The sequence below is a fragment of the Paenibacillus sp. sgz302164 genome (assembly GCF_056120505.1).
Map to the genome: position 1 here is coordinate 455,763 of NZ_JBVYOL010000001.1, position 22,846 is coordinate 478,608.

Consider the following 22,846-nt stretch of genomic DNA (forward strand, 5'->3'; position numbering starts at 1 on the left):
CCAGGCCGTATCGTCCCAATACCCATTGACACGTTACCATTTGGTAACTTATTATATGGGTGACCCATTAATTGCCGTCCGGCGACGAAACGGAGCACCTAATTTCCGGGAAAGGCGATGTGCAGCGTGAAAACTTTCTTCAATATAATGACGAACGAAGAAGTCAAAGCTTATTTGAAAAGAATCGGTGTTGCAGAAATAGAGCCGCCCAACAAAGCCTATCTGTTTGAACTGCATAGAGCTCATGTAAGTAACGTTCCGTGGGAAACCGTCGATATTTTTGCCGGAAGACCGGTTTCCATCGACGTCAAGGAATCGGTGCAGCTTATCATTAACCGCAGAAGCGGTTATTGTTTTCATCTCAATGGCGCGTTCAGCACGCTTCTCCGCTCCTTGGGCTATAAAGTTTCCTGGCACAGGGCCGGGGTCCAGCCGCTCGGGGAAGAGCCTCGCGTCAATTCGTTCCACCTCGGATTAACAGTCGACTTGGCAAACGAATCGCAGAAGGAAGAAAAATGGATCGTCGATGTCGGCCTCGGAGACATGCCATTCGAACCTTTGCCGCTTCAAACAGGAGTTTATAAGCAGGGCCCACTCGTTTACAAGGTCATGGAGTCGGCTGTAGTTGACAATGGCTGGCGGTTGGAGCATGATTCTGGCGCTTCGTTTGCCGGAGTCGATTTTGCTCCAGAGGTCATATACGATATGAATGAATTTAAGCCGAAACACGACCATTACTGCCAGTCGGCGGAGTCACCCTGGATCAATCTGTTTCTTATCCGGCAAAGACATGCAGAGGGAAGCAATGAACTTAGAGGCTGCATATGGAGCAAAAGAGATAGTGCCGGTATTGAAAAAACGGAGATTCGGACGAAATCGCAATGGCTCGAAGTTTTGGGAAATATTTTTGGCGAGCATCTGGTTCGTTATAGCAGCCGGGAGCGGGACGATTTATGGAAAAAGGTGCAGAAAAAACACGAAGAGTGGAAACAAGCAAAAGCTCTGTAAACGTCGTGCAAGCGGGAGCCATTAGCGGCTTCCGCTTGTGTCGGCCAAAAGACAACGGCTTGTGCACCGCGTGCAGCACTGCCTGAAGGAAATCGTACAGGCGCTGGAACACCGTAGCATTGAACAAGCGAGAAAAGTAAACGCTCGCGAATCCCGGGCGCGCGTTGTGTCGCCGACGCATGGCGGCGGTCAGAATCCCTTTACGGAGTATGCGATCCCCAGCATCGATGAACGCAGCCGCCAGCAGTTTCGCGGCGTACACCGTCTGGCGGAGTAACTCCATTAATTTTGAAAGTAAAATCTATACTTTTTTGGTATCTTATGCGTTTATCTATCCTTATAATATAGAAATGTAAGCGTTTTATTTATGTTCTTATCCATGTGAGGAGGTGGGATGACAACTGCGGCAAAGCGGTATCAAGGAAAGATGAAGCTTGGATAAAACACTATTTTGAGGAGGTATTTTATGTTAAAGTCAAAATTGGCAAAGTTAAGTACAGCGCTTGTATTGGCAGGCGCACTGATCTCAACGGCGATCGCTCCGAGCGCCAGTGCGGGTATCGCTACCGGCAACAAATTTTTAGGAAACATTATTGCCGGCAGCGTTCCTTCTAACTTCGGCACGTATTGGAACCAGGTGACACCGGAAAATTCCACGAAATGGGGTTCCGTCGAATCTACCAGAAACAGCATGAACTGGTCAGGGGCCGATACGTCTTATAATTATGCGAAAAGCAAAGGTTTTCCATTCAAATTCCATACGCTTGTATGGGGTAACCAGGAGCCGGGCTGGATCAGCGGTCTTTCGGCAGCCGATCAAAAGGCCGAGGTCACGCAGTGGATCCAGGCAGCCGGCCAGAGATATAAGAACGCGGAGTTCGTGGACGTTGTCAATGAACCTTTGCACGCCAAGCCATCTTATAGGAATGCGATAGGCGGAGACGGTTCCACGGGCTGGGATTGGGTGATCTGGTCATTCCAGCAAGCAAGGCAGGCTTTTCCCAATTCGAAATTGCTGATTAACGAGTATGGAATTATAAGCGATCCCAACGCCGCGGCAAACTATGTCAAAATTATTAATCTGCTTAAAAGCAGAGGGCTAATCGACGGCATTGGCATTCAATGCCATTATTTCAATATGGACACTGTATCTGTAAGCACAATGACCAATGTTCTGAATACGCTTGCGGCAACGGGATTGCCCATTTATGTATCCGAGCTGGACATGACCGGCGACGACAATACGCAATTGGCCAGATACCAGCAAAAATTCCCGGTTTTATGGCAGCATTCGGCCGTTAAAGGGATTACTCTGTGGGGCTACATCCAAGGACAAACGTGGGCATCGAATACGCACCTGATCTCCAGTTCGGGAACCGAGCGTCCCGCTCTGAAATGGTTAAAGCAATATTTAAGCGGTTCTTAAAATAAGGCGAATCGCCGGACCCGGCATTCGCACGGCAGTAATGCCCGTCAGGTTGAATTTCCTGGCGGGCTTTTCCCGTTTTTGCGAAACGGCCGGTGGCCGGGCAAAAACTGCGTGGACGTCCCCACAGAGTGAAAATAGTCGGGGCTGCTAAAGCGAGACCGGTGAACAACTCCTCAACCGTCCAAAAAACTGCAAAAGTGCAGGCTTTTTCGACGGCAGCGGCCCGTTTGGCGGAAAAGCCTGCGATTGTGCAGGTATTTTCGCTCAGGAATGGGCTGGGCACCAGATTTCCGCGAAAAGCCTGCACTTTTGCAGGAATTCTTCCCAGCCGGCGCATCAATGCGCAAAAAGCTGCACTTTTGCAGGAATTCTGCGCATTGCAAGCAGGAAGCATCAGCTCTGGCGGGCTTTTCTGCGCGCGATGCCGGCCAGCGCTGCCTTCGCAAAGCCGCATCCTCGCGGCGGCGGAACCGCCGTATTTTGACATGAACTCCATTTACAAACCGATGGTCGGTATGTATAATGTGGTTATAACGATACATGGAGGAATCACTTTGAAACAAGAGGAACGCAGACAGCGGACGATTCAGAAACTGCTCGATGCTGCCAAAGAGCTGATCCGGACAAAAGGCTGCCACGCCATCACCATGAAAGACATTATGGAAAAATCGGACATTTCCAAAGGGGCCATCTTCCACTATGTGAAAACCAAGGACGAAATTTTTGCCTGGGTGCTGCAAGAGCGGCTTGAAGAGAACAACCGGCGTTTCATGGACGAAGTGGAGCAAGGCGGTCGAACGTTTGAGGGGCCGATGCAGCAAGTCGCAAGCCAGCTCCCCCATTTGGAAGACGCGCATGATGTGACCAATAAGGTTTTGGTATATTTGCTGGGCAAAGAAGATGATCCTGCCGTCGCCGAAGCGCTCAAAAACTATTACGAGCGGTCCGTGCATTTTTCCTATCAATGGATAGAGACGGGCCAACGGCACGGGGTTATTCCGGAATCGGTCGATGCGGGCAAAACAGCCGAAATGTTTGTCCTGATGTCGCTCGGATTGCGCATCCGCTCCTCTTTTCCAGTCGCGCCCGCTTCTTTCACCGCTCACGATTTTTCGTCTTTTGTGGCTCAGGCTTTAAAATCCGACAACAAATAGTAAAGAAAGAAGGAACAAAGATGGCCCCCTTTATCGTGCTTATCGGATCGTTTGTGCTTTTCCGCGCCGCCGGTTGGCTCGGCTGGACTTATTTCGACGGCTGGCATCCGTCTTTGCAAGGGGCCGTGGCCGCTATGCTGCTGCTTACAGCTTCCGCCCACTGGGGAAAAAGGCGGCCGGACCTCGTCGCGATGGTTCCGCCCTCTTTGCCGAACCCCGGTTTTATCGTGACGATAACCGGGTGGCTTGAAATCGCCGGGGCCATCGGCATGCTGATCCCCGCCACTTCGCTTGCCGCATCCGTCTGCTTGACGGTGCTGCTGATCGCCATGTTCCCGGCCAACATAAGAGCGGCCCGGGAACGCTTAACGATCGACGGCAAGCCTGTGCCAAAGCTGCTTGTCCGAACTTTGCTGCAGATCGTTTTCATCTCCGCGATCATTCTGGCTTCCCCGATCTTTGCTCCGCTTTCCTGATGCGGTGCGCACGCCGGTCTCAGGGAGGAGCATTTCGCCGACTGTTTGAATGTCCGGTAACAAAATGGCCCCCTTTATGAGCCAAAGGGGGCCATTTTGCATAAATCGACATGAAGGGCGCGGGTATCCCCATCATTTCAAGGAGCGATAAGTTTCCAACAATCCGGCCGCCATGTCCGCTTGAGGGTGCCATTGCAGCTCGCGGCCGGCTTTTCTGCTATCCAGGCAGCTGTGAAGAATATCGCCCTCCCGGGCCGGCGAATAGCGGGTCTCAATATCGGAACCGTGTATTTGCTTTAGCAAATGAACCAGCTTATTGATAGAAATGCTGCGGCCCGTGCTGACATGAATCGTTTCCCGGTTTCCCGCGTCGATCGCAGCGATATTCGCCTGAACGACATCTTTTACAAATACGAAGTCGCGCGTTTGTTCGCCGTCTCCATGAATGTGCAGGGGCAGCCCGTTTTTCATATTTTGGATGAAAACGGCAATGACTCCCCCTTCGCCTTTGGGCATTTGCCTTGGGCCGTATACGTTGCCGTAGCGAAGAATCGTGAAAGGAACGCCGTGCTGCGCGGCATAGATGCGGATGTACGATTCCCCCGCCCATTTGGACAAACCGTAGTAAGAGATCGGCGACGCAGCGTCATCCTCGGAAATCAGTTCTTTTTGCAAATTCCCGTAAACGCCGGAGGTCGAGGAGAAGACCAGTTTTTTAACGGAAGCCGCCCGGCAAGCCTCAAGCAGGTTGATGGTTCCCTTAATATTGACGTCCGCATCGTACTGCGGGTCGTTCATAGATCGCTGCACATCCGCCTGAGCGGCCAGGTGAAATACGACGTCAGGCCGTTCCCTTACAATAATCTCCTTGCTTTCTTGACTGCGAATATCTTCCTTATGAAATACCGCCTGCGGATGGACATAGGAAACGTATCCGGATTGCAAATTGTCAATGACATGCACTTCGAATCCGGCTGCCGCCAGCGTATCTACGAGGTGGGAACCGATAAATCCGGCCCCCCCGGTCACAACGGCCTTCATACTCCCACTCCCCGTTCTATTTGGTTCAGAACATTGATCGTTATAGAGTCCGGCAAAGTATACCCTTTGGGCAAGTTGTTCACAACCCGCTTCCATACCTCGCTATCGACTATAATTCCAGGCGCAGACGCCTTCGAATTGAACATAGAATCATAGCTTTCCGCCTTCATCTCTTTAAAAATGCTAAGCGAAACGGGATCGGGAATCGTATATCCCACAGGCAAGGCAGCCTTGATTGGCTTCCAAACGGAACTATCCACGTACAAGCCAAACATCGGCACAGGGTTGGAAAACAGGGCGTGGTAATAATCGCCTGTCGAAGGCAGCAGGGCATCAAGCGAAGTCTGATCCGGAATTCGGTAGTTTTCGGGCAAGTGATCCGCGATACGCTGCCAGATTTTGCTGTCTACTAAAACATCAGGGCTTGGCGGTGAAATAAATAAGTAGTTGAATTCTTTCCCGTCAACGGTTTCTTTCCGGTTTTTGTCGAAGTACGAATAATAAGTTTTCTGCAGACGATCCCATACCGTCATCATGCGAATTTTCCAATACAAGCGACGCAGCCAACTTTTAGTCAAAGCCGGGATTTGCTTCATACGCGTTACCCCCCTCTTCGTTGTTGGATAGCGCTTTGATACAGCGTAAGCAGCTGCTTCGTCATGGCATCCATCGACCAATGCTGCATGCCCCATCGTTGGGCGTTCGTTCCAAGTTTTTTGCGGTAACTTTCCTCTTGCAGCAAACGATTCATATTGGAAGCAAGCATATTGATATCCCCTACCGGGAAGGTTAAGCCCGTAACTTCGTGCTCCACCATTTCAGGCAGCCCTCCCGTATTGCTGACGATGGCCGCTTTGCCTGCGATTTGCGCTTCGATCAAGGAAACCGACTGGTTTTCGATAATGCTGGGCAGCACAAAAATATCGGAAAGCTGCAGCAGCGCAGGAATGTCGTTCCGTTTCCCCCAGAATACGACGTCTTTTTGCAGCCCCAGGTCGCTGCGCTGTTTTTTAAGCGCGGTCATATCCTGGCCCTCTCCTACGATCCAGCAAACCCAATCTTTTCGTTTTTCTTTCAATTTTTTAAGAGCGGCTAACAGGAAATTAACGCCTTTTAGTTCGACCAACCGTCCTGTAAAAATGATGACCTTCTTGCCGTGCGGCCGTTCTACGTCGGTTTTGACCTTCATCTGTTTAATAAAACCGTCCGTATCGAAGCCATACGGAAATACATGAAGCTGTTTGTCGGGCACGTTAAACTCGTTTTCCAAAATCTTTTTTAACCATCGGTTAGCAACGTGGGTCGCCTCGGCGGAACTTGCTCCCGTGTATTCGATCGCATCGTAATAAGCGTGCGCGATATAATCCGTCGGATGATTGATATGCCTGATTTCATGAGCGACGCACCCGTGCAAAGTAGCGACCAGCGCCGTATTGCCGGAGCGTACCCGGGACATCGCCGTTGTGGAAATGACATCCTGCGTATGGATCACATCATACCCGCTTATATTGAAATAAGCTGCCGCCAGTTCGAACATGTACCTTTGGAATTCTGCATATTGAACGAGCGGATTCGCATGCATAACCGGAAATGACGTTAAACCCAGCTTGGCTTTGAGGAGCGGAAGGAGTTTTTCTTTAGGCAGCCGCCGGTTCTGGTTCACCATATAAATGAATGAATTTGTGTCGTCGTCCCCGTTTCCGAGCATATCCACTTCATGCCCCATAAGTTCCAGCTTGTTTCTAAGCTGCACCATAAAAGGCCATACTCCTCCTACATGCGGAACGGGCCAGTATGTTGCAAGAAGTATCTTCACCGTTCATCACCTTTCCCTTCCTACTCTTATTTACCTGTACATTCTATAGCTTATTGGGAAAAGGTGGATAAGTTCGGGCGAAACTACTGGTAACTTATCCCAAATTGTATAAAAGCATATTTTTATAGCTACTTCGTCCAAGCAATTTTTCGAAAACTGAATCAAATAGAACTATAAGGATAGAAAAGGAGGCAGGAAAACACATGCGTATCACCATTCTGCATCATCCGGTCGGTTTGCTGCGGCATGCAAAATCGATATGTATGATGAAAACTTACCATTTAGGAGCTGGAACGTTATGAGATTATCAGAATTGAAAGGAAATTATGACGCCATTTTCAGTTTGGGAGATCTTTGCCTGGCCTCCATTCAGCTTGAAAAGAACGGCATGCGGCCTTATGCCGGCGTGTTGGATTGGATGGGATCGCCGCAATTGCCGGAAGTAAACCGGCTGCTGATGAACCGCTTTAACGGATTTATGGAATTGGCAAATTTGAGGGTGGTCGGGGACGCTACTGAAGAAATGCTGCTCGTATCGGACGATTTCTATCACATTCTTTCCAACCATGATTTCACCAAAGCCGCTAATCCACACGGAAACCTGGCGACTTATCCGGAAGTAAAAGCTAAATTTGATAGACGCATCCAACGTTTATTGGAAAAGGCGGATACCTGCCAGCGCATTCTTTTTATTCGAACAGAAGGGGATTTTCAGGGTACTTACGACCTTCAGACGGTTTTATCGGGGCTCGTCCGGCACGATTTTCGGGTTCTGCTCGTTAACCATGCCCCTGTCAGCGGAATTGTGGAACTCGATTGGCCTCTGGAAAAGGTGTGCGCTATTCAACTGCCCAACGCGGAAAAATGGGAAGGCAACAACCACCTCTGGACAGCGATTCTGGGAGGTATTCATCTTATATGAGATAGGTTTATTCGCCAATAAGAAGGCTGTTCTTCACGCTTTAGCGCTGTAAAGAACTTAAACATTCTTATGTGGTAAAAATAAATGTAGGATGGTGAAAGTTACATCATGCTGACGCAATCTAATATTTTGGTGACCGGCGGAACCGGTTCTATCGGCTATGCATTGATTCGGGGACTACTTGCATACAATCCGAAAAAAATCGTCATATATACGAGGAACGAATCAGGGCAAATTGCTATGAAACGGACCTTTGACGATGCTAGATTACAGTTTTCCATCGGCGATATCCGAGACAAAGAAGCGACTGTCAAAGCGTGTGCAGGCATTGATTACGTATTCCATCTGGCTGCGCTGAAGCATGTTCCGGTTTGCGAGGAACAGCCTATCGAAGCGCTGAAAACGAATGTGCTCGGCACGCAAAACATTATCGACGCCGCCCTGCAGAACGGGGTGAAAAAAGTAATCAATATGTCCACGGACAAAGCGGCCGATCCTAGCAATTTTTACGGCATGACCAAAGCGATCGGGGAAAAACTGATGATTTTGTCCAATCATTTGAGCGCGGATACGAAATTCGTGTGCGTCAGAGGCGGCAACGTCCTGGGGACAAGCGGAAGTGTGCTCCACCTGTTCATGAAGCAAATTCAGGAGAAAAATCAGGTCGGCATTACGGATAAGCGAATGGTCCGCTTCTTCATGACGCCGCAAGAAGTGAGCGAACTGCTGATTAATGCCGCTATAGAAGGAAAAGGCGGGGAAACGTTCGTAAAGGCGATGACCGCCTGCAAAATCCTCGATTTGGCCGAAGTTTTGATCGATGTATCCGGCAAAAAAAATGTCGAGATCGTCGAGCTTGGCATAAGGCCGGGCGAAAAAATCAACGAACTGCTCATTTCCGAATACGAAAGCCATAATGCGGTTGAGTACAATCAGCGGGTTATCGTCGTTTTTCCTACGTACGAAAGCGCCGAGCTAAAGGAATTTTATTCGGACAGTCCACCTTTTAAAACACGGAATTATTCGGCCAATGATGTTTTGATGACCAAAGACGAAATTAAGCAAATGCTGCAAAAAGGCGGATTTATCGGCTAAACCGGATCAACTTGTAAAAACTGGCGAGGAGCGCATCGCCGGCATCGGCATGTCCAGGGGCTTGCCCCTTCGGCTCTCAAATAAAATCCTCGGAGTGCGAATCCGGGGGTTTTATTACTGGCCAGGCGATCGGGCTTCCATTGCACATTGAGCAGCAGCCGGGATCTTGACTTTTTAAGATAAACAAAATATGATTAGCCTAAATGCAAGTAATTACTTGCAATCGTTTCGAAAGGAGAGACATGTCCATCGATAAGCATGCGAGCAGCAGCGACAAGCTGTTGACGGCCGTCATCGATTTAATAGCGGAAAAAGGCTATAACGGCGTCACCACCAAAGAAATCGCCGCCGCGGCCGGCCTGAACGAAGTAACGCTGTTCCGCCATTTTGGCAGCAAGCAAAATCTGCTCGAATCCGCCGTTCATCGCTTCCACTATACCGAAGAGATGACAAAGCTTTTTAACGAAAAGCTGGTATGGGATTTGTACGCCGACTTGCTCCTCATCAGCCGGACGTACCATGAAATCATGAACCGCAACCGGAAAATGATTCAGATCGCGCTCAAGGAAAGCAGCGTATTCTCCGGGTTCCGGGAAAAAGTAAACAAACACCCTGAGCAATTAAAACAATTGTTGATCGATTATTTCAATGCCATGTACGAGAAAGGCAAGCTGATCCGGGTCAATCCGGACATACAGGCGTTAGCTTTCATGTGTATGAACTATGGTGCGTTTGTAAGCAATATGAATTCCGAGGGAACATTGTTCCCCGCCGTGTCCATGGAAGATTTTATCCGTGAGAGTGTACAGACCTTCGCTAGGGCGCTATCCCCCTAGTTTTTTTATCAAAAATCTGCAAGTAAGTACATGCATACACACGTTGGTTTTCGTTATGCACGGTACCCGGAAGGAGAGATGCAGGAATGGAAATGGAACCGGAAGCGCAGCGGCAAATGGGCGAGAAATTGATCCGCGTTCTGATGTTTACGCTGACTTTGTCATCGATGAGCGCATTGATGTTCAACATCGTACTCCCGCAAATCAGCAAAGAGTTCGATCTGACTATCGCTCAAGTAAGCTGGATTTCTTCGGCTTATACTTTGATTTATGCAATAGGAACGGTGACTTACGGCAAGCTGGCCGACCGGTACAAGCTCAAAAATTTGCTGACGTTCGGCTTGCTTGTGTTCGCCGTCGGTTCGGTAATCGGCCTCGCCTCCCAATCGTTCTGGATGGCGCTTGTCGGAAGGTGCGTGCAATCGGCGGGCGCAGCGGCGATTCCGGCAACGGCTGCGATCATCCCTGTGCGCTACTTTGCTCCGGAACGCAGAGGAACCGCTTTAGGCATGTCGGCCGTAGGCTTGGCGCTCGGCAGCGCGCTGGGTCCGGTTATTTCCGCGTTGATCGTCAGTGTCGCTCATTGGCGGTGGTTATTTTGCGTGACTCTTCTCATTTTGTTCACGCTCCCCTTTTACCGCAAATATTTGCGGGACGAACAAGCCGTACCCGGCAAATTCGACTGGATTGGCGGGAGCTTGCTGGCTGCTGCGGTTGCGCTGCTTTTGCTTGGCGTCACGAACGGGGGCTTGTGGTACTTGATTGGCGGTGTGGTTGCTGTGGCGATGTTTATTGTGCGGATTCGGTCCGCCGCGGAACCGTTTGTTCAGCCTGAGCTTTTTACAAACAAAAATTATACGCTCGGTCTGACGATTGCCGTGCTGATCAACGGAATTGGCGTCTCCCTGTATTTTCTGAGTCCGATGCTTTTGTCCCGCGTGCAGCAGCTGCCGCCGTCCTGGATCGGCTTTGCCATGGTTCCGGCGGCGATTGCCTCCGCCATCCTGGGGCGAAAAGGCGGCAAGCTGGCGGACTTGAAAGGAAACCCGTTTTTATTTTTCGTCGCATCCGGGTCGCTATTGACATGCTTTGTTTTGCTCTCGGCCTTCGCGGCAGCTTCCCCCGTCATTATTGCTATGATTCTCATATTCGGCAATGTGGGGCAATCTTTTATGCTGATCGCGATGTCGAACTCGATTTCAAGGATGCTGCCGAAGGAACGGATCGGAGTCGGCATGGGACTTTTTTCCATGTTGAATTTCATTACCCAGGGAATGGCCGCAGGCGTTTATAGCAAACTGGTGGATCTTCCTTCCGCGGTTTCCTGGAACCCTGTTCGTATGTATCCGGGCAACCCGGATAGTTCGATTTTCAGCAACATTTATCTCGTTCTCGCCGCTTTGCACGCAGGCATTTTGCTGTTCTATTATTTTCAGTTCAGGCCGCGGAAAACAAGCATTCAAGAGAAAGCCGATGCCTTATAATCGTCAAAAGCCGCTAAACATTCGGGCTTCCGAGCGTTAGCGGCTTTTTTGTATGAGAGAAATTAGTGTGCCGGCGGTAACGACCTGCTTATCCAGCTTAGAGTGACAGCCGCTTTTTCTAGGCGCGCGCCTCTCCTTGTGAAGTCGTGGAACTGAACATAATGGGCAGAAGGCAGCGTGGTAGGGAAAACATGCGAAAGTGCAGGTTTTTTCTCTGAAATTAGCTTATTTTGGCGAAAAGCCTGCAAAAGTGCTGGAATTTTCGCTAAAAGTGAACCTGAGCCCACGTCCCCGCTGAAAAGCCTGCACAATTGCAGGAATTGTTCGTGGCCAGCGATCAAGGACGCAAATTCATGTATTTTGCAGGTTTTTCTTCCCTGCAGCCAGGCAGATTGTGGTTATCGCCTCTGACGCGGGGGTTTTGGGGCAGCCTGGTTATCGCGGGCTAGCCCAAGCAGCGTATTGACTTCAAAAATAAGGAATGGTATAAAAAAGAAGGAATGGCACTCGTTGACCGAGAGTGCTAACGCGAAATTGATTCAGTGATCTGCAGAGGGTCACAGCTTCATTTCATATTTTGAAAGGAGAAACTCCAGTGGAAAAAAAACAGTTTCAAGCGGAATCCAAGCGGCTTTTGGAAATGATGATCAACTCCATTTATACGCAAAAAGAAATATTTCTGAGAGAGCTGATTTCCAATGCCAGCGATGCTATCGACAAAATCTATTATACGGCTCTGACCGATGAAAAGCTGGTCTTTGATAAAGACAGCTACTACATCAAAGTGCTGGTCGACAAAAACAGCAGAACGCTAACCATCCGCGATACCGGCATCGGCATGACCAAAGAAGAGCTGGAAAACCATCTTGGCGTCATTGCCAAAAGCGGCTCCCTGGCCTTCAAAAAAGATAACGAAGCGAAAGACGGGCACAATATTATCGGCCAGTTCGGCGTAGGATTTTATTCCGCTTTTATGGTAGCGGACGTTGTAACGGTCATCAGCAAAGCGTTACACAGCGACAGCGCATACAAATGGGAGTCCACCGGCGCAGACGGATACACCATTGAGCCGTACGACAAAGATTCGGTCGGCACGGAAGTGATCCTGAAAATCAAAGACAACACCGAGGACGAAAGCTTCGATGAGTTTTTGGAGGAATATCGGTTAAAAGCGATCATCAAAAAATATTCCGACTTCATCCGCTACCCGATCAAGATGGACATTACCGGAAAAAGGCTGAAAGAAGGCAGCGACAACGAATTCGAAGATTATGAAGAAGAGCAGCTCATCAACAGCATGGTTCCGATTTGGCGCAAAAACAAAAGTGAACTGATTGCCGAAGACTACGAGAAGTTCTACACGGAAAAGCGGTACGGCTTCGACAAGCCGCTCAAGCATATTCACATCAGCGCCGACGGAGCCGTAGTTTACCAGGCGATCCTCTTTATCCCGGAAAATATTCCATTTGACTACTATTCCAAGGAATATGAAAAAGGGCTGGAGCTGTACGCAAACGGCGTGCTGATCATGAACAAATGCGCCGACCTGCTGCCTGACTATTTCAGCTTTGTCAAAGGGATGGTCGATTCGGAAAGTTTGTCTCTGAACATTTCGCGCGAGATGCTGCAGCATGACCGGCAGCTGAAACTCATTGCCAAAAACATTTCAAGCAAAATAAAAGGCCAACTGCAAAGCCTGTTAAAGGACGAGCGGGACAAGTACGAGCAATTTTACAAATCGTTCGGCAGACAGCTGAAATTCGGTGTTTACAGCGATTACGGCACCCACAAGGATGTGCTGCAAGATCTGTTGATGTTCTACTCTTCCAAGGAGAAAAAGCTGGTCACGCTGGACGAGTACGTATCGAGAATGCCGGAAGATCAGAAATACATTTACTACGCTTCCGGAGAATCGAACGAAAGAATCGAGAAGCTGCCGCAAACGGAGCTGGTAGCCGAAAAAGGCTTTGAGATTCTTTATTTTACCGATGATATCGACGAGTTCGCGATCAAAATGATCATGAATTACAAAGAGAAGGAATTCAAATCGGTATCCAGCGGCGATCTCGGTATCGAAGCGGAAGAGAACCAGGATAACGGCGATGCGGAGAAAGCCGACAACAAAGAACTGTTCGAACATATGGCCGGCTTGCTCGCGGGCAAAGTAACGAGCGTGCGGGCGTCGAAAAGGCTCAGATCGCATCCCGTTTGCCTTTCTACCGACGGCGAAGTGACGATCGAGATGGAAAAGATTTTGAATGCGATGCCGAACAACCCTAACGTGAAAGCCGATAAAGTGTTGGAAATCAATATAAATCACGACGTGTTCGGTTCGTTGAAAGACGCCTTCGAGCAAGATAAGGAAAAGCTGAATTTGTACACGGCGCTCTTGTACAATCAGGCGCTCCTCATTGAAGGACTGCCGATCCAGGACCCGGTCGAATTTACAAACGATATTTGCAAAATTATGGTGTAAACCGCTTGCCGAAAAAACCGCTGAATGCCCGGATTCCCGGGCGTTCGGCGGTTTTTTTATTGATGCCGGATTTTGTGGTGAAAAGGGCCTATATTTCGCCCTTCATCCTTGTTCATACTCCATTCACACTTTTGTGATATCATACAAATATTCAAAAAAAGGAGTTGGTAACGGATGATCAGATTGAAGCAGCCGGTTTATATCGGATTTTCGAGCATCTTGTACACCCTTTTAGTCGCTGCCTATTGGCTCAGCCATTAAAATACGAATTGCGTGCACAGTCGCGAAAATAAAGGCTGCGGCCTTGTGCGAAAAACAACCTGAATCGGCCGTTCGGCCGGTCTCGGGTTGTTTTGTTTGTTCATGTATGGATGCAACTAGTCCCGGCATTTCGCGTCTAATGTATGATATTGTTTACAAACTTATGAGGAGGAGGGAAGCCTCCATGCATGGTGGAAAGCATCTGTTCGGCGCGGTCTGCACTGCGCTGCTCGTACTCGGAACCGCGCCTGCCTATGCGGCGGAAGACCGGCATGACGACGGCGTTGGCGTCTCGAAACCGCAGCCGGCGGGCATCGTTTTGCTCGGAACGGAGCAGCTTTACGATAACCCTGACAAGGGCGCCCTGACCGGCGCCGAAATTGCCTCTCAGCAGGTGACGCCAATCGGGGAGCCGCGCAACGGCTTTTATCCGATTGCCACCTGGCTCGGGACAAAGTGGATTTTGCCGCAGCACGGCGTGCTCGAAGATGTGGAACAAGAGGATCTGCCGGTGCTGCTTCAAACGCCGGCTTATTTGTTCGACGCTCCGGTCCTGTCGCGCAATACCGGGAAAACTTTGCCCGCCGGAACGGTGCATACGTTCGAAAAATGGCGGACCTGGTATCACGTGCGGACGGAGGAAGGCGATAAGTGGCTGAATATGGGCTACAAGCTGCCCAAGCATCTAGCCCCTTCCGGCAAACAGGTTCAAGTCCCCGAAGGGACTATTTTGTACCGGTACCCGTTCGGACAGTCCGAGACGATTGCGGCTTCGCTTCCCGCTCAGACGGTGATGCCCGTGGAGGAAGGGAGCGGCTGGTATCATCTGCAAGGCGCATTCGGCGACGGCTGGGCTTACTTGGGCGGCATGGCGGAACCGGATAACAACAATGACGATGCGCCGGTCGCAATCAGCAAGGAGCAGGCGGCTGCAGCTGCCGTCAAGGAACTGCGGCTTTCTTCCGAGTATGCCGTCGACGCGGCCCATTTATTGCTCACGCCGGGCAGCGATGTAAAAATATGGACCCTTGGCTTGGCGAAAAAAAGCGGGGATCACATTGCAGGTTCGGTCAACCTGTGGTCGGATGCCGAAACGGGCAAGATCTATTTTTACACGAAGAGTGAAACGCTGCCGGTTTCGAAAACGACTGCGCCTGCCGGTACGGGGCGGGATTTGAAACAGACTGCCGCCGACTTCGTCAAGCGCTACAGCCCTGACCCGGATGCCGTGTGGGCACTGGATCAAACGCCGGTCAATCCGCTGCGTAATCGCCGGGATCAGGATGCTTCAGAGAACGTAAAATTTGTCCGAACCGTGGGCGGCCTTCTGTATGATCAGGACACGTTTGAAGTCCGGATGCTTCCTGACGGCACGGTGGGCAGCTACCTTGTTAACTGGAGTCCGGCCCAACAATTCGATCCGCACGCGTCGAAGCTTTCCGCCGACGAGGCTGCGCAAGTTTTGGCGGATGACGGGTACGACCATATGACGTACACCACTCCTTATCGAAGCAAGGCAAGCGGCAGCGAAGCTCTTGTTCCCTTTCTCTCCAAGCGCTACTCGTATGTCGATGCCGAGACAGGGCTTGTCGCTCCCCAGGTGTCTTCGTCCGGAACGGTGACGGAAGAGCCTTTGTCTGCGCAGCCTTCGGGAGGCCTGGGCCTGACTTCTGCGCAGGCCGCGGACATCGTCAAGAAGGCGCTCGCTTTTCCTGAACAGACGGAAGCGGTGCAAGCGGACGGCATAAACGGAAACTGGAACATCCGGCTGCAAATCCCGACCGTGGACCAGGACCGTTTCCGCTACGCATATGCCTCTGTGAATGCCGACACCGGAGTTCTTTTGTCCTACTCCTCCACAGACGGGCAAAGCTATGATTGGATTACCGTGCCGGAGATATCCAAGGCGGAAGCCAGAGCTATCGCCGAGCAATGGTTGAAGACGCTGCTGCCCCATATGACGAACCAGCTATCGCTAAGCGCCATGAATTTGTACTTAACGGATGGCAACGTCACATCTTCGCAAGGCTACAAATTTACGTACCAGCGCCGCGTGGACGGGGTTTCCGTAGACGACGAGCAGGTTGAACTGCAAATCAGCGCCTACGACGGCAAACTGATTGTTTTTGACAATAAGCTTTCCGCCATTCCCTATCCGGCGCAAAGGCCGCCCCTCATCTCGAAGGAGGAAGCGAAGCAGCGAGTACTGGAGCTTTATCGGGTCGAGCGTTTTTACAGACCGGACAGCGTGTTTTTCGGAGATATTGGAACAAGCGTTTGTTACAGGCTCGTCCCACGCGCATCCGAATCATACATGAACGACCTCGACCTTCAGACGGGTATATGGCGCGACATTTTCTCTTTCAAGCCAGCTGACGGCATCACCGTCCCGACTTCGCCGCCTCGGAACTAAGATGTCCGAGTCCCTCGGTTGAGGGCGTGACACCAGGTCTCGGTTGAAACAACCGGAAGGGTGGCGCTGGACATGGCCGCCGCCATAAACCGCGCGCAACCGCCCGTAAAAGCGGCCTGGCAGCTTGAAATGCCTGCGAAAGTGCAGGCTTTTTCGATGAATGCGGCTCGTTTTGACGAAAAGCCTGCGATTGTGCAGGAATTTTCGCTGAAAATGAGGCTGCGCCCCTAGATTCGATGAAATGGCTGCACATTTGCAGGAATTTTTCACTGCTAGCGTATCGACGAGCAAAAAACTGCACTTTTGCAGGTTTTCTTCGCGTTTTCGAATAAATGTGTTACCTTCTAGCGTATGAGTTTCCATCAGTCTGACTAGTTTTCTTCCCGCTGCCGGGCAGGTGTTTCTGCTGGCTATGAACTTTATACGAAAACGCAGTATACCATTCTGTGTGGTGACGTCCGCGGCAGCATGAGAGTTTTTGCAGGTTCTCTTCGCATTGCCGGGCTTATCCGGGCAGATGCACTGCTGCTGGCTCTAGCGTGGCGAGTTCTCGCCAGCCTCATCTGCGGCTGCTTCACATGGCCATGCCCACGGATGGATGTGCCCGCGAGTCCCCGCTCAACCGGCGCAAGCGGTGCGCTCCGGCGAGCAAAAAACGGGCTTGCGGAAAATTCCGCAGAGCCCGTTATTGTTTCTTTTTCCGAACGCTGTATTTTTTAAAATAGCCTTTGATTTCCCTGGCTTCGCGGTATACGCGGTACGGCTTGCTGACGATTCTTCCGGGCAATGAAAGCAGAAATTCCCGCAAATGATCGCGGTATTCCTCGGTCATGCGGACAGGCTTGCTCATAATTCTTTTTAAAACCTCGTCGTATACTTCATGGGATATATCGATGTTAATATCAATGTGCCTTCCGCAGCGGTCGCACCCGATACGAGAGATATGTTGATTCAGATAGACGATGGTGTGCTCCGTCTCTTCTTTGCAGCGGACGCAAAAAAGGAACGTGTTCACTTCGGTCTCTTTCATAACATCACTCCCTCCCGAAACAGTCTTTTCTCTCTCTATGCATAGTATAACCTAAATCTGCAACGGCAACATCAGGATGAAGCCGCAATCCGCGATCGTTCATTAAAAAGGAAAGAGGCAAATCTACTGTCAAAGCTAGAGTTGCCTGCAAGTTCGTTATTCTTCCCCGAATTTATTGTTAAAAAAGGCGACGATCGTCTGCAGCGCCTGCTCTTCGTCTTCACCGCTGGCGCTAATCAGAAGCTCGGTTCCTTTCGGAGCGCCCAAGGACAGCACGCTGATAAAGCTTGCCGCGTTCGCCACCTTGTTTTCTTTTTGCAGCGTAATTTGCGCCCGGAACGAGCCGGCCATTTTGATGATTTCTTTGGCGGGACGCGTATGCAGACCCGTATGATTTTGTACAGTCACTGTTTGCGTTATCATCTTTTGTGCTCCTTCCCGGTTTCAGTTCAAAAGCTCGCGCACTTGGCGGATGCAATCGCTTTCCGTTAGGCCCGCGATCGCTTGCTTGACCAGCGGAATTTGCGACGGGCTCATGCTCCACTCGTCTACGCCAAGCCCTACGAGCAGCGGAGCCATCTGCGGGTCTCCGGCCATTTCGCCGCACATGCCGACGTGCTTGCCGTATTTTTTGGCGTTCGTGCAGACGATGTCGATCAGCCGCAATACGGCCAAATGCTGCGCGTCGTACAAGTAGCTTACATTTTCGTTCATTCTGTCCGCGGCCACCGTATATTGGATCAGATCGTTCGTCCCGATGCTGAAAAAGTCCACATGCCGGGCAAGCCGGTCGGAAATGAGCGCCGCGGAGGGAACTTCGATCATGATGCCGACGGGAACTTCCCGTTTGAAGTCGGCGCCGCGCGCAGCAAGCTCCTGCATCGCTTCATCCAGCAGTTTCCTGGCGTCCTCCACTTCCTTCAAGCCGGAAATCATCGGCAGCATGATGCGCAGATCGCCATGAACGGCCGCGCGCAGCAGAGCTCTCAACTGGATTTTAAACAAGACGGGATCAGCCAGACAGTAACGGATCGCGCGCCAGCCGAGAAACGGGTTGAATTCCTTGTCAATCGGAAGGTAAGGAATTTCCTTGTCTCCGCCGACATCGAGCGTCCGAATGATCACCGGTCTGCCTTCCATCGTGTCAAGCGCCTTTCGGTACGCTTCATACTGCTCGTCTTCCGAAGGCATTTCGCTTCTGTCCATGAACAGAAATTCCGTTCTGAACAGCCCGACGCCTTCGCCGCCGTGCTTCAAAACCGCTTCGGCTTCTTCCGGTTTCCCTATGTTACCATATAAGTCGAATGTTTTGCCATCCTTCGTCTTTGCCGGCATATGCCGGATGTCGTCCAACTTTTTTCTGAAATCGGCGTATTCGCTTCTTTTTTGCGCATACGCTTGGAGCTGTGCGCCGTCGGGATTTTTCACGATGCGGCCGGCTTCTCCATCCAATACGACAGTGTCGCCTTGCTCGAATGCGGACAGCAAATCTTTTACGCCGACCACAGCCGGTATCCCGAAAGTTCTGGCCATAATAGCGGTATGGCTCGTCTGGCTGCCCACTTCGGTGGCGAACCCCAGCACCATCGTTTTGTTCATTTGCGCCGTCATGGAAGGCGTCAAGTCATGGGCCAAAATAACGGCAGGCTCGGCAAGAGCGCCAAGGTCCGTGTTGGTCGCGCCCGTAATTTCATCCAGCAGCCGGCTTTCGGCATCTTTCATATCGGCAATTCGTTCCTTGATGTAAGCATCTTCAATCGACTCGAACGCCAAGGCATATAGCTGAAAAACTTCGTGGACCGCCCAAGCCGCCGCAACCCGCTCGCCGCCGATCTTGCCGGTTACGTCCTGCTTAAGCTCGGGATCGTCCAACAAAAACCATTGTCCTTCCAAAATTCCGGCTTCCTGGACGTTTCCTGTACGCTCCAACTCGTCTATAAGAGATTTCAGCTGCTCTTTCGCTCGTTCAAGAGCTTGCAGAAACCGGTTGATTTCGTCCGTCACATGTGCTTCGTCGATAACTTGTTTGCTCAAGTTTCTTTCTTCTCTGGCAACGATCAGCACGCGGCCGATCGCGATGCCGGCAGAAGCCGAAATTCCTTGCAGCATATTACAACCCTCCAGTAAGAAGAGCCTGATCCTGCAGCTTTCTCAGTTCCCAAATGACAGAATGGGACGTCTGCTCGATGGCGTCGTAGGTAATAACCTCCCCCGCCTTGACGGCCCGGTTCACCGTCTGCGCCTGCACGAGTCCGATCGGCAGACCGCCGCACTGCTTCGCATCCGCGGCCGTCATGATCGTCCCGTACACCGTAAACCCGCCGATGCCGTCCAGACGGTCTCCCGGCTGCAAATCTTTTTTCGCGACCGCTACCGTCTCCGCTACAAGCCCTTTCCATGGCGCAATCGTCTGCTCCTTGTAAAAGTAAGCGCTTGCCACCGACAGCGGCGTCTCCAGGCTCGTCAAATGATAAGGGCGGAACAGCACGTAGTTGGGACCTGCTCCCATTTTCAAATAATCCATCTCATGCCGGACTTCTTCCTTATCCGATGTGACGATGACGAACACCCCCGGCGCGACGCCGTTGACGTACTCCACGATACCCGTCTGGTTCAAAATCCCGCCGTGCTCCTTGAGCCGCAATATGTCCGTCAGCTCGCTCACCTGCGCGCTCGGGCCATGCATACCCGGCCGGTCGGGAATAAATCCGGTCGCATTGGCGACCGCGGTCATCTCGATCATCGTCTTCGTCCCGTCCTGGAACGAAGCGATCATTTTCGGGTTGGCTCCGACGCGCAATGCCGCCTCCCGCGCCGAATCCGGCGTCGCCTGCACGTTGAGCGGGTTGTTTTTGCCTTTGCCGATCGCCACAACCTCGAAGCCGATGGCGTCCGCAAAGTTGTACAGCTCCATCACCGCGCCAGGCTCGTCCCCGGCGGAGCCCGTGTAGACGACGCCGGCGGAGGCCGCCATTTTGTTCAGCAGCGGGCCGACGGTGACGTCCGTTTCGACGTTGAGCATGACGATGTGCTTTTTGTTCAAAATCGCTTTCCAGGCGATTTCCGCGCCGACGCTCGGCACCCCGGTCGCATCGACGATCACGTCGATGTTCGGCAGCGCCAGCAGCAAGTGCATATCGTCGGTGACGACGACGTGCTGCTGCCCGATCGCGCGCTCCGCTTTTTCCAGCTCCCGCGTCTCCACGATCCGCTCCGGCTTCACGCCGGCGTGCAGGTACGCGTTGCGGGCGTTCTCGACGCGCACGTCGGCCGTTGCCGTCACGCACATCCCTTTCATGCTCTCGATTTGCGAGATCATCCCTCTTCCCATCTGGCCCGCTCCCACAAGGCCCACGCGGATAACCCCGCCTCGGCGGTCCAGTTCCAGCAGCTTTTGATTCAAATTCATGATGGTTTCCCTCCCAGGATTCGTTTATTTGTCTCTAACAAAGCGGAGCGAGGAGCCCGCGCTCACTTCGGGAACCGGTCCGGCCTCCACGTAGATGCTTCCGGGCAAAGCTTCCGACGTATCGCCGGTGAAGTTGACGGTAAAGTGGCCCAGCGAACGAATCGTAGAATTGGCCGTATCTCCCACAAAAATAATCGGATATTCGGCATCGCCAAGCACCAGCGTATCGCCGTCCCGGATATCGTCAGCAAGGCTTCCGTCCTTATGCAGAACGGCTACGTCGTGCAGTTCTTTCGGTACTTTTTGATCGAAAAAAATCAACATGTTTTCTTCAACAATCATGGGGACATCGTCGCCAATTTCAGTAATGGCTGCATCGTATAAAATTTGCAACTCCAACACCTCCGCGTTTTTTCGTTTCTATATTAGGAATACAAGCCAAAGCTGCACAAGTAAGCGACAAGGACGGCAATAGGTCCGGTGATTTGACGGGATAGCAGCACCGCCGGCACGCCTACCTCAATCGTCTCCGGCTTCGCTTCGCCCAGCGTTAGCCCGACCGGGACAAAGTCGCACCCTACCTGCGGGTTAATCGCGAACAATGCGGGCAAAGCGAGCTGTGGCGGAATCGATCCTTTGCCGATTTCCGTGCCGACCAGCACCCCGACGACTTGAGCGATAACCGCTCCCGGCCCGAGCATCGGCGACAGGATCGGAATCGCGCAAACGATGGAGAGAATGATCAGACCGATCAGGTTGCCGGCCAGCGGGGTGACGAATTTGGCGATCAGATCGCCGATTCCCGTGTAGACAATGATACCCATGATCGCGCTTACAAAAGCCATGAAAGGCAAAATATTTTTCAGCACCATATCGATCGTTTCCCGGCCCGCCTGATAAAACACGCTGACGACGTTGCCCATAGCGCGGCCGATGTTGACGATAAAACTGGATTTCTGGCCCTTCGGATACATTTCCTTAGCGCGGGCCTTGGCGTCCGCTTTAATTTCCGCGACCGACTTGGGCGCCGCGGCCGGAGCTTGCACCGTTTCCGCGCTTCCGTCCAGAGGGGATATGCAGCTTACGGTTACGCCCGAGACGAAGTTGTCTTCGTTAATGTATTTCATTAGCGGACCGGAAGGCGAAGTCGCATGCACGTTCAGCGTCAAGATGCCCATTTTCGGATATACGCCGCAGCGGGCCGTACCTCCGCAATCGATGATGACGCACGCCATCTCGTCGCTTTCGATCGCCGTGCTGAAGCCATCCTTCGCTTCTGCGCCGGTTATATCGGCGATCGCCTGCGCGACCGGGTGGATGCCGCCTCCGGTAACGGACACGATATATTTCCTGTTCTCATCCGGCTGAACGACGAAGCCCGTTCCCCATCCGCCGGTTCCTTTGCTGACCCTTACAGCTTGATAAGTTGTGCCAGTTGTCATGTTGCCGTCTCCTTTCGATTAGAGGGCTTGAGATTCTTTTTTGCGCAGCATGGACGCCGTAATCCATTCCGTAACGAGACCGCGGATCAAGATGACGATAATGCCGACGAGGAAGTACCGGATCGCCAAGGGCCCGAGCGAAAGGTTCAGCGCGGTAATGCCGCTTGCGATACCCAGATATACGAACAGCTCGGAAGCGTTGGCGTGGGCGAACAGCCCTGTAATCGGATGGACGAAAGATACGGCCGAATCGTAAAAAGCGGGCTTTTGACGTTCGGGCAAAAATTTGCCGAAGCTGTAGCACATCGGGTTAGTCATAAAAAATACGGCAAGAATCGGAAACACCGTGTAGCGCAGCAAAGCGTATTTGGTCGTTTTTTGGGCAAAGCGGTTGATCCGCTCTTCGCCGACGAATTTGATGATCGCATTGATCACCGTGATTAAACAAATGAGGGTCGGGATAATGCCTGTAAGCAATCCGACGAACGTTTTGCCCCCGGCTTGAAACATCCCGATAAACCCTTCCGCTACATGTACGAGAAAATCCATTCGAG

The 22,846-nt window shown here is 51.6% G+C and carries 22 protein-coding genes; 12 read left to right on the plus strand and 10 right to left on the minus strand.

The annotated features are described in order from the left end of the window. Positions 1-147: 147 nt before the first annotated feature. The 5 genes from AC0LWT_RS02035 to AC0LWT_RS02055 all read left to right on the plus strand — a co-directional run bounded on the left by AC0LWT_RS02035 (position 148) and on the right by AC0LWT_RS02055 (position 4,067). Positions 148-1,008, plus strand: coding sequence for an arylamine N-acetyltransferase family protein (locus AC0LWT_RS02035; RefSeq protein ID WP_474679845.1), 861 nt, complete (start codon positions 148-150; stop codon positions 1,006-1,008). A 37-nt stretch (positions 1,009-1,045) separates the two neighbouring features. Then, a complete protein-coding gene (locus AC0LWT_RS02040; protein ID WP_474679536.1) occupies positions 1,046-1,285 on the plus strand; it encodes a hypothetical protein in 240 nt (79 codons plus the stop codon). Between the two features lie 189 nt (positions 1,286-1,474). Further along, positions 1,475-2,434 (plus strand): endo-1,4-beta-xylanase, encoded by a 960-nt coding sequence (locus tag AC0LWT_RS02045; protein ID WP_474679537.1) that lies wholly within the window; start codon positions 1,475-1,477, stop codon positions 2,432-2,434. A gap of 557 nt (positions 2,435-2,991) precedes the next feature. Continuing rightward, complete coding sequence (locus AC0LWT_RS02050) at positions 2,992-3,591, plus strand: TetR/AcrR family transcriptional regulator (RefSeq protein WP_474679538.1); 600 nt, start codon at positions 2,992-2,994, stop codon at positions 3,589-3,591. Positions 3,592-3,611: 20 nt separating this feature from the next. After that, positions 3,612-4,067, plus strand: coding sequence for a DoxX family protein (locus tag AC0LWT_RS02055; RefSeq protein ID WP_474679539.1), 456 nt, complete (start codon positions 3,612-3,614; stop codon positions 4,065-4,067). A gap of 132 nt (positions 4,068-4,199) precedes the next feature. Here the strand turns inward: AC0LWT_RS02055 and AC0LWT_RS02060 are convergent, their stop codons facing one another. Genes AC0LWT_RS02060 through AC0LWT_RS02070 form a run of 3 tightly spaced genes read right to left on the minus strand, consistent with a single transcriptional unit; the run spans position 4,200 to position 6,924 of the window. After that, the gene (locus AC0LWT_RS02060; protein ID WP_474679540.1) at positions 4,200-5,108 is read right to left on the minus strand and encodes an NAD-dependent epimerase/dehydratase family protein; all 909 of its coding nucleotides are present in this window, start codon (positions 5,106-5,108) and stop codon (positions 4,200-4,202) included. Next, a complete protein-coding gene (locus tag AC0LWT_RS02065) occupies positions 5,105-5,704 on the minus strand; it encodes a hypothetical protein (RefSeq protein WP_474679541.1) in 600 nt (199 codons plus the stop codon). The genes AC0LWT_RS02060 and AC0LWT_RS02065 overlap by 4 nt, the downstream gene beginning before the upstream one ends. A gap of 5 nt (positions 5,705-5,709) precedes the next feature. After that, complete coding sequence (locus AC0LWT_RS02070; RefSeq protein ID WP_474679542.1) at positions 5,710-6,924, minus strand: glycosyltransferase family 4 protein; 1,215 nt, start codon at positions 6,922-6,924, stop codon at positions 5,710-5,712. Positions 6,925-7,222: 298 nt separating this feature from the next. Between AC0LWT_RS02070 and AC0LWT_RS02075 the strand changes: the two genes are divergently transcribed. From AC0LWT_RS02075 to AC0LWT_RS02105, 7 genes are all read left to right on the plus strand, one after another. After that, a complete protein-coding gene (locus tag AC0LWT_RS02075; protein ID WP_474679543.1) occupies positions 7,223-7,846 on the plus strand; it encodes a DUF1796 family putative cysteine peptidase in 624 nt (207 codons plus the stop codon). 108 nt (positions 7,847-7,954) lie between these two features. Further along, positions 7,955-8,941 carry a polysaccharide biosynthesis protein gene (locus tag AC0LWT_RS02080; protein ID WP_474679544.1) on the plus strand — a complete coding sequence of 329 codons (987 nt, stop codon included), beginning with the start codon at positions 7,955-7,957 and terminating at the stop codon, positions 8,939-8,941. A 242-nt stretch (positions 8,942-9,183) separates the two neighbouring features. Next, positions 9,184-9,777, plus strand: a complete 594-nt coding sequence (locus tag AC0LWT_RS02085) for a TetR/AcrR family transcriptional regulator (protein WP_474679545.1) — start codon at positions 9,184-9,186, stop codon at positions 9,775-9,777. Positions 9,778-9,869: 92 nt separating this feature from the next. Continuing rightward, positions 9,870-11,261: an MFS transporter gene (locus tag AC0LWT_RS02090; RefSeq protein WP_474679846.1), complete on the plus strand. Its 1,392-nt coding sequence runs from the start codon at positions 9,870-9,872 to the stop codon at positions 11,259-11,261. Between the two features lie 595 nt (positions 11,262-11,856). After that, positions 11,857-13,737, plus strand: a complete 1,881-nt coding sequence (htpG, locus tag AC0LWT_RS02095) for a molecular chaperone HtpG (protein WP_474679546.1) — start codon at positions 11,857-11,859, stop codon at positions 13,735-13,737. 445 nt (positions 13,738-14,182) lie between these two features. Next, complete coding sequence (locus AC0LWT_RS02100) at positions 14,183-16,411, plus strand: YcdB/YcdC domain-containing protein (protein ID WP_474679547.1); 2,229 nt, start codon at positions 14,183-14,185, stop codon at positions 16,409-16,411. Positions 16,412-16,483: 72 nt separating this feature from the next. Then, positions 16,484-16,642 carry a hypothetical protein gene (locus AC0LWT_RS02105; RefSeq protein ID WP_474679548.1) on the plus strand — a complete coding sequence of 53 codons (159 nt, stop codon included), beginning with the start codon at positions 16,484-16,486 and terminating at the stop codon, positions 16,640-16,642. Between the two features lie 454 nt (positions 16,643-17,096). Here AC0LWT_RS02105 and AC0LWT_RS02110 read toward each other — a convergent pair whose 3' ends face one another. From AC0LWT_RS02110 to srlA, 7 genes are all read right to left on the minus strand, one after another. Next, on the minus strand, positions 17,097-17,441 hold the full coding sequence (locus tag AC0LWT_RS02110; RefSeq protein ID WP_474679549.1) for a bh protein: 345 nt from the start codon (positions 17,439-17,441) through the stop codon (positions 17,097-17,099). Positions 17,442-17,597: 156 nt separating this feature from the next. Then, positions 17,598-17,864 carry an HPr family phosphocarrier protein gene (locus AC0LWT_RS02115; RefSeq protein WP_474679550.1) on the minus strand — a complete coding sequence of 89 codons (267 nt, stop codon included), beginning with the start codon at positions 17,862-17,864 and terminating at the stop codon, positions 17,598-17,600. 21 nt (positions 17,865-17,885) lie between these two features. Next, positions 17,886-19,550: a phosphoenolpyruvate--protein phosphotransferase gene (gene ptsP, locus AC0LWT_RS02120; RefSeq protein WP_474679551.1), complete on the minus strand. Its 1,665-nt coding sequence runs from the start codon at positions 19,548-19,550 to the stop codon at positions 17,886-17,888. Position 19,551: 1 nt separating this feature from the next. Continuing rightward, entirely contained in the window at positions 19,552-20,853 is a 1,302-nt protein-coding gene (locus AC0LWT_RS02125) for an NAD(P)H-dependent oxidoreductase (protein ID WP_474679847.1), read from the minus strand. A gap of 21 nt (positions 20,854-20,874) precedes the next feature. After that, positions 20,875-21,243 (minus strand): PTS glucitol/sorbitol transporter subunit IIA, encoded by a 369-nt coding sequence (locus tag AC0LWT_RS02130; RefSeq protein ID WP_474679552.1) that lies wholly within the window; start codon positions 21,241-21,243, stop codon positions 20,875-20,877. Positions 21,244-21,275: 32 nt separating this feature from the next. Further along, positions 21,276-22,292, minus strand: coding sequence for a PTS glucitol/sorbitol transporter subunit IIB (gene srlE / locus AC0LWT_RS02135; RefSeq protein ID WP_474679553.1), 1,017 nt, complete (start codon positions 22,290-22,292; stop codon positions 21,276-21,278). Positions 22,293-22,310: 18 nt separating this feature from the next. Then, positions 22,311-22,841 carry a PTS glucitol/sorbitol transporter subunit IIC gene (gene srlA, locus AC0LWT_RS02140; protein ID WP_474679554.1) on the minus strand — a complete coding sequence of 177 codons (531 nt, stop codon included), beginning with the start codon at positions 22,839-22,841 and terminating at the stop codon, positions 22,311-22,313. Positions 22,842-22,846 lie beyond the last annotated feature (5 nt).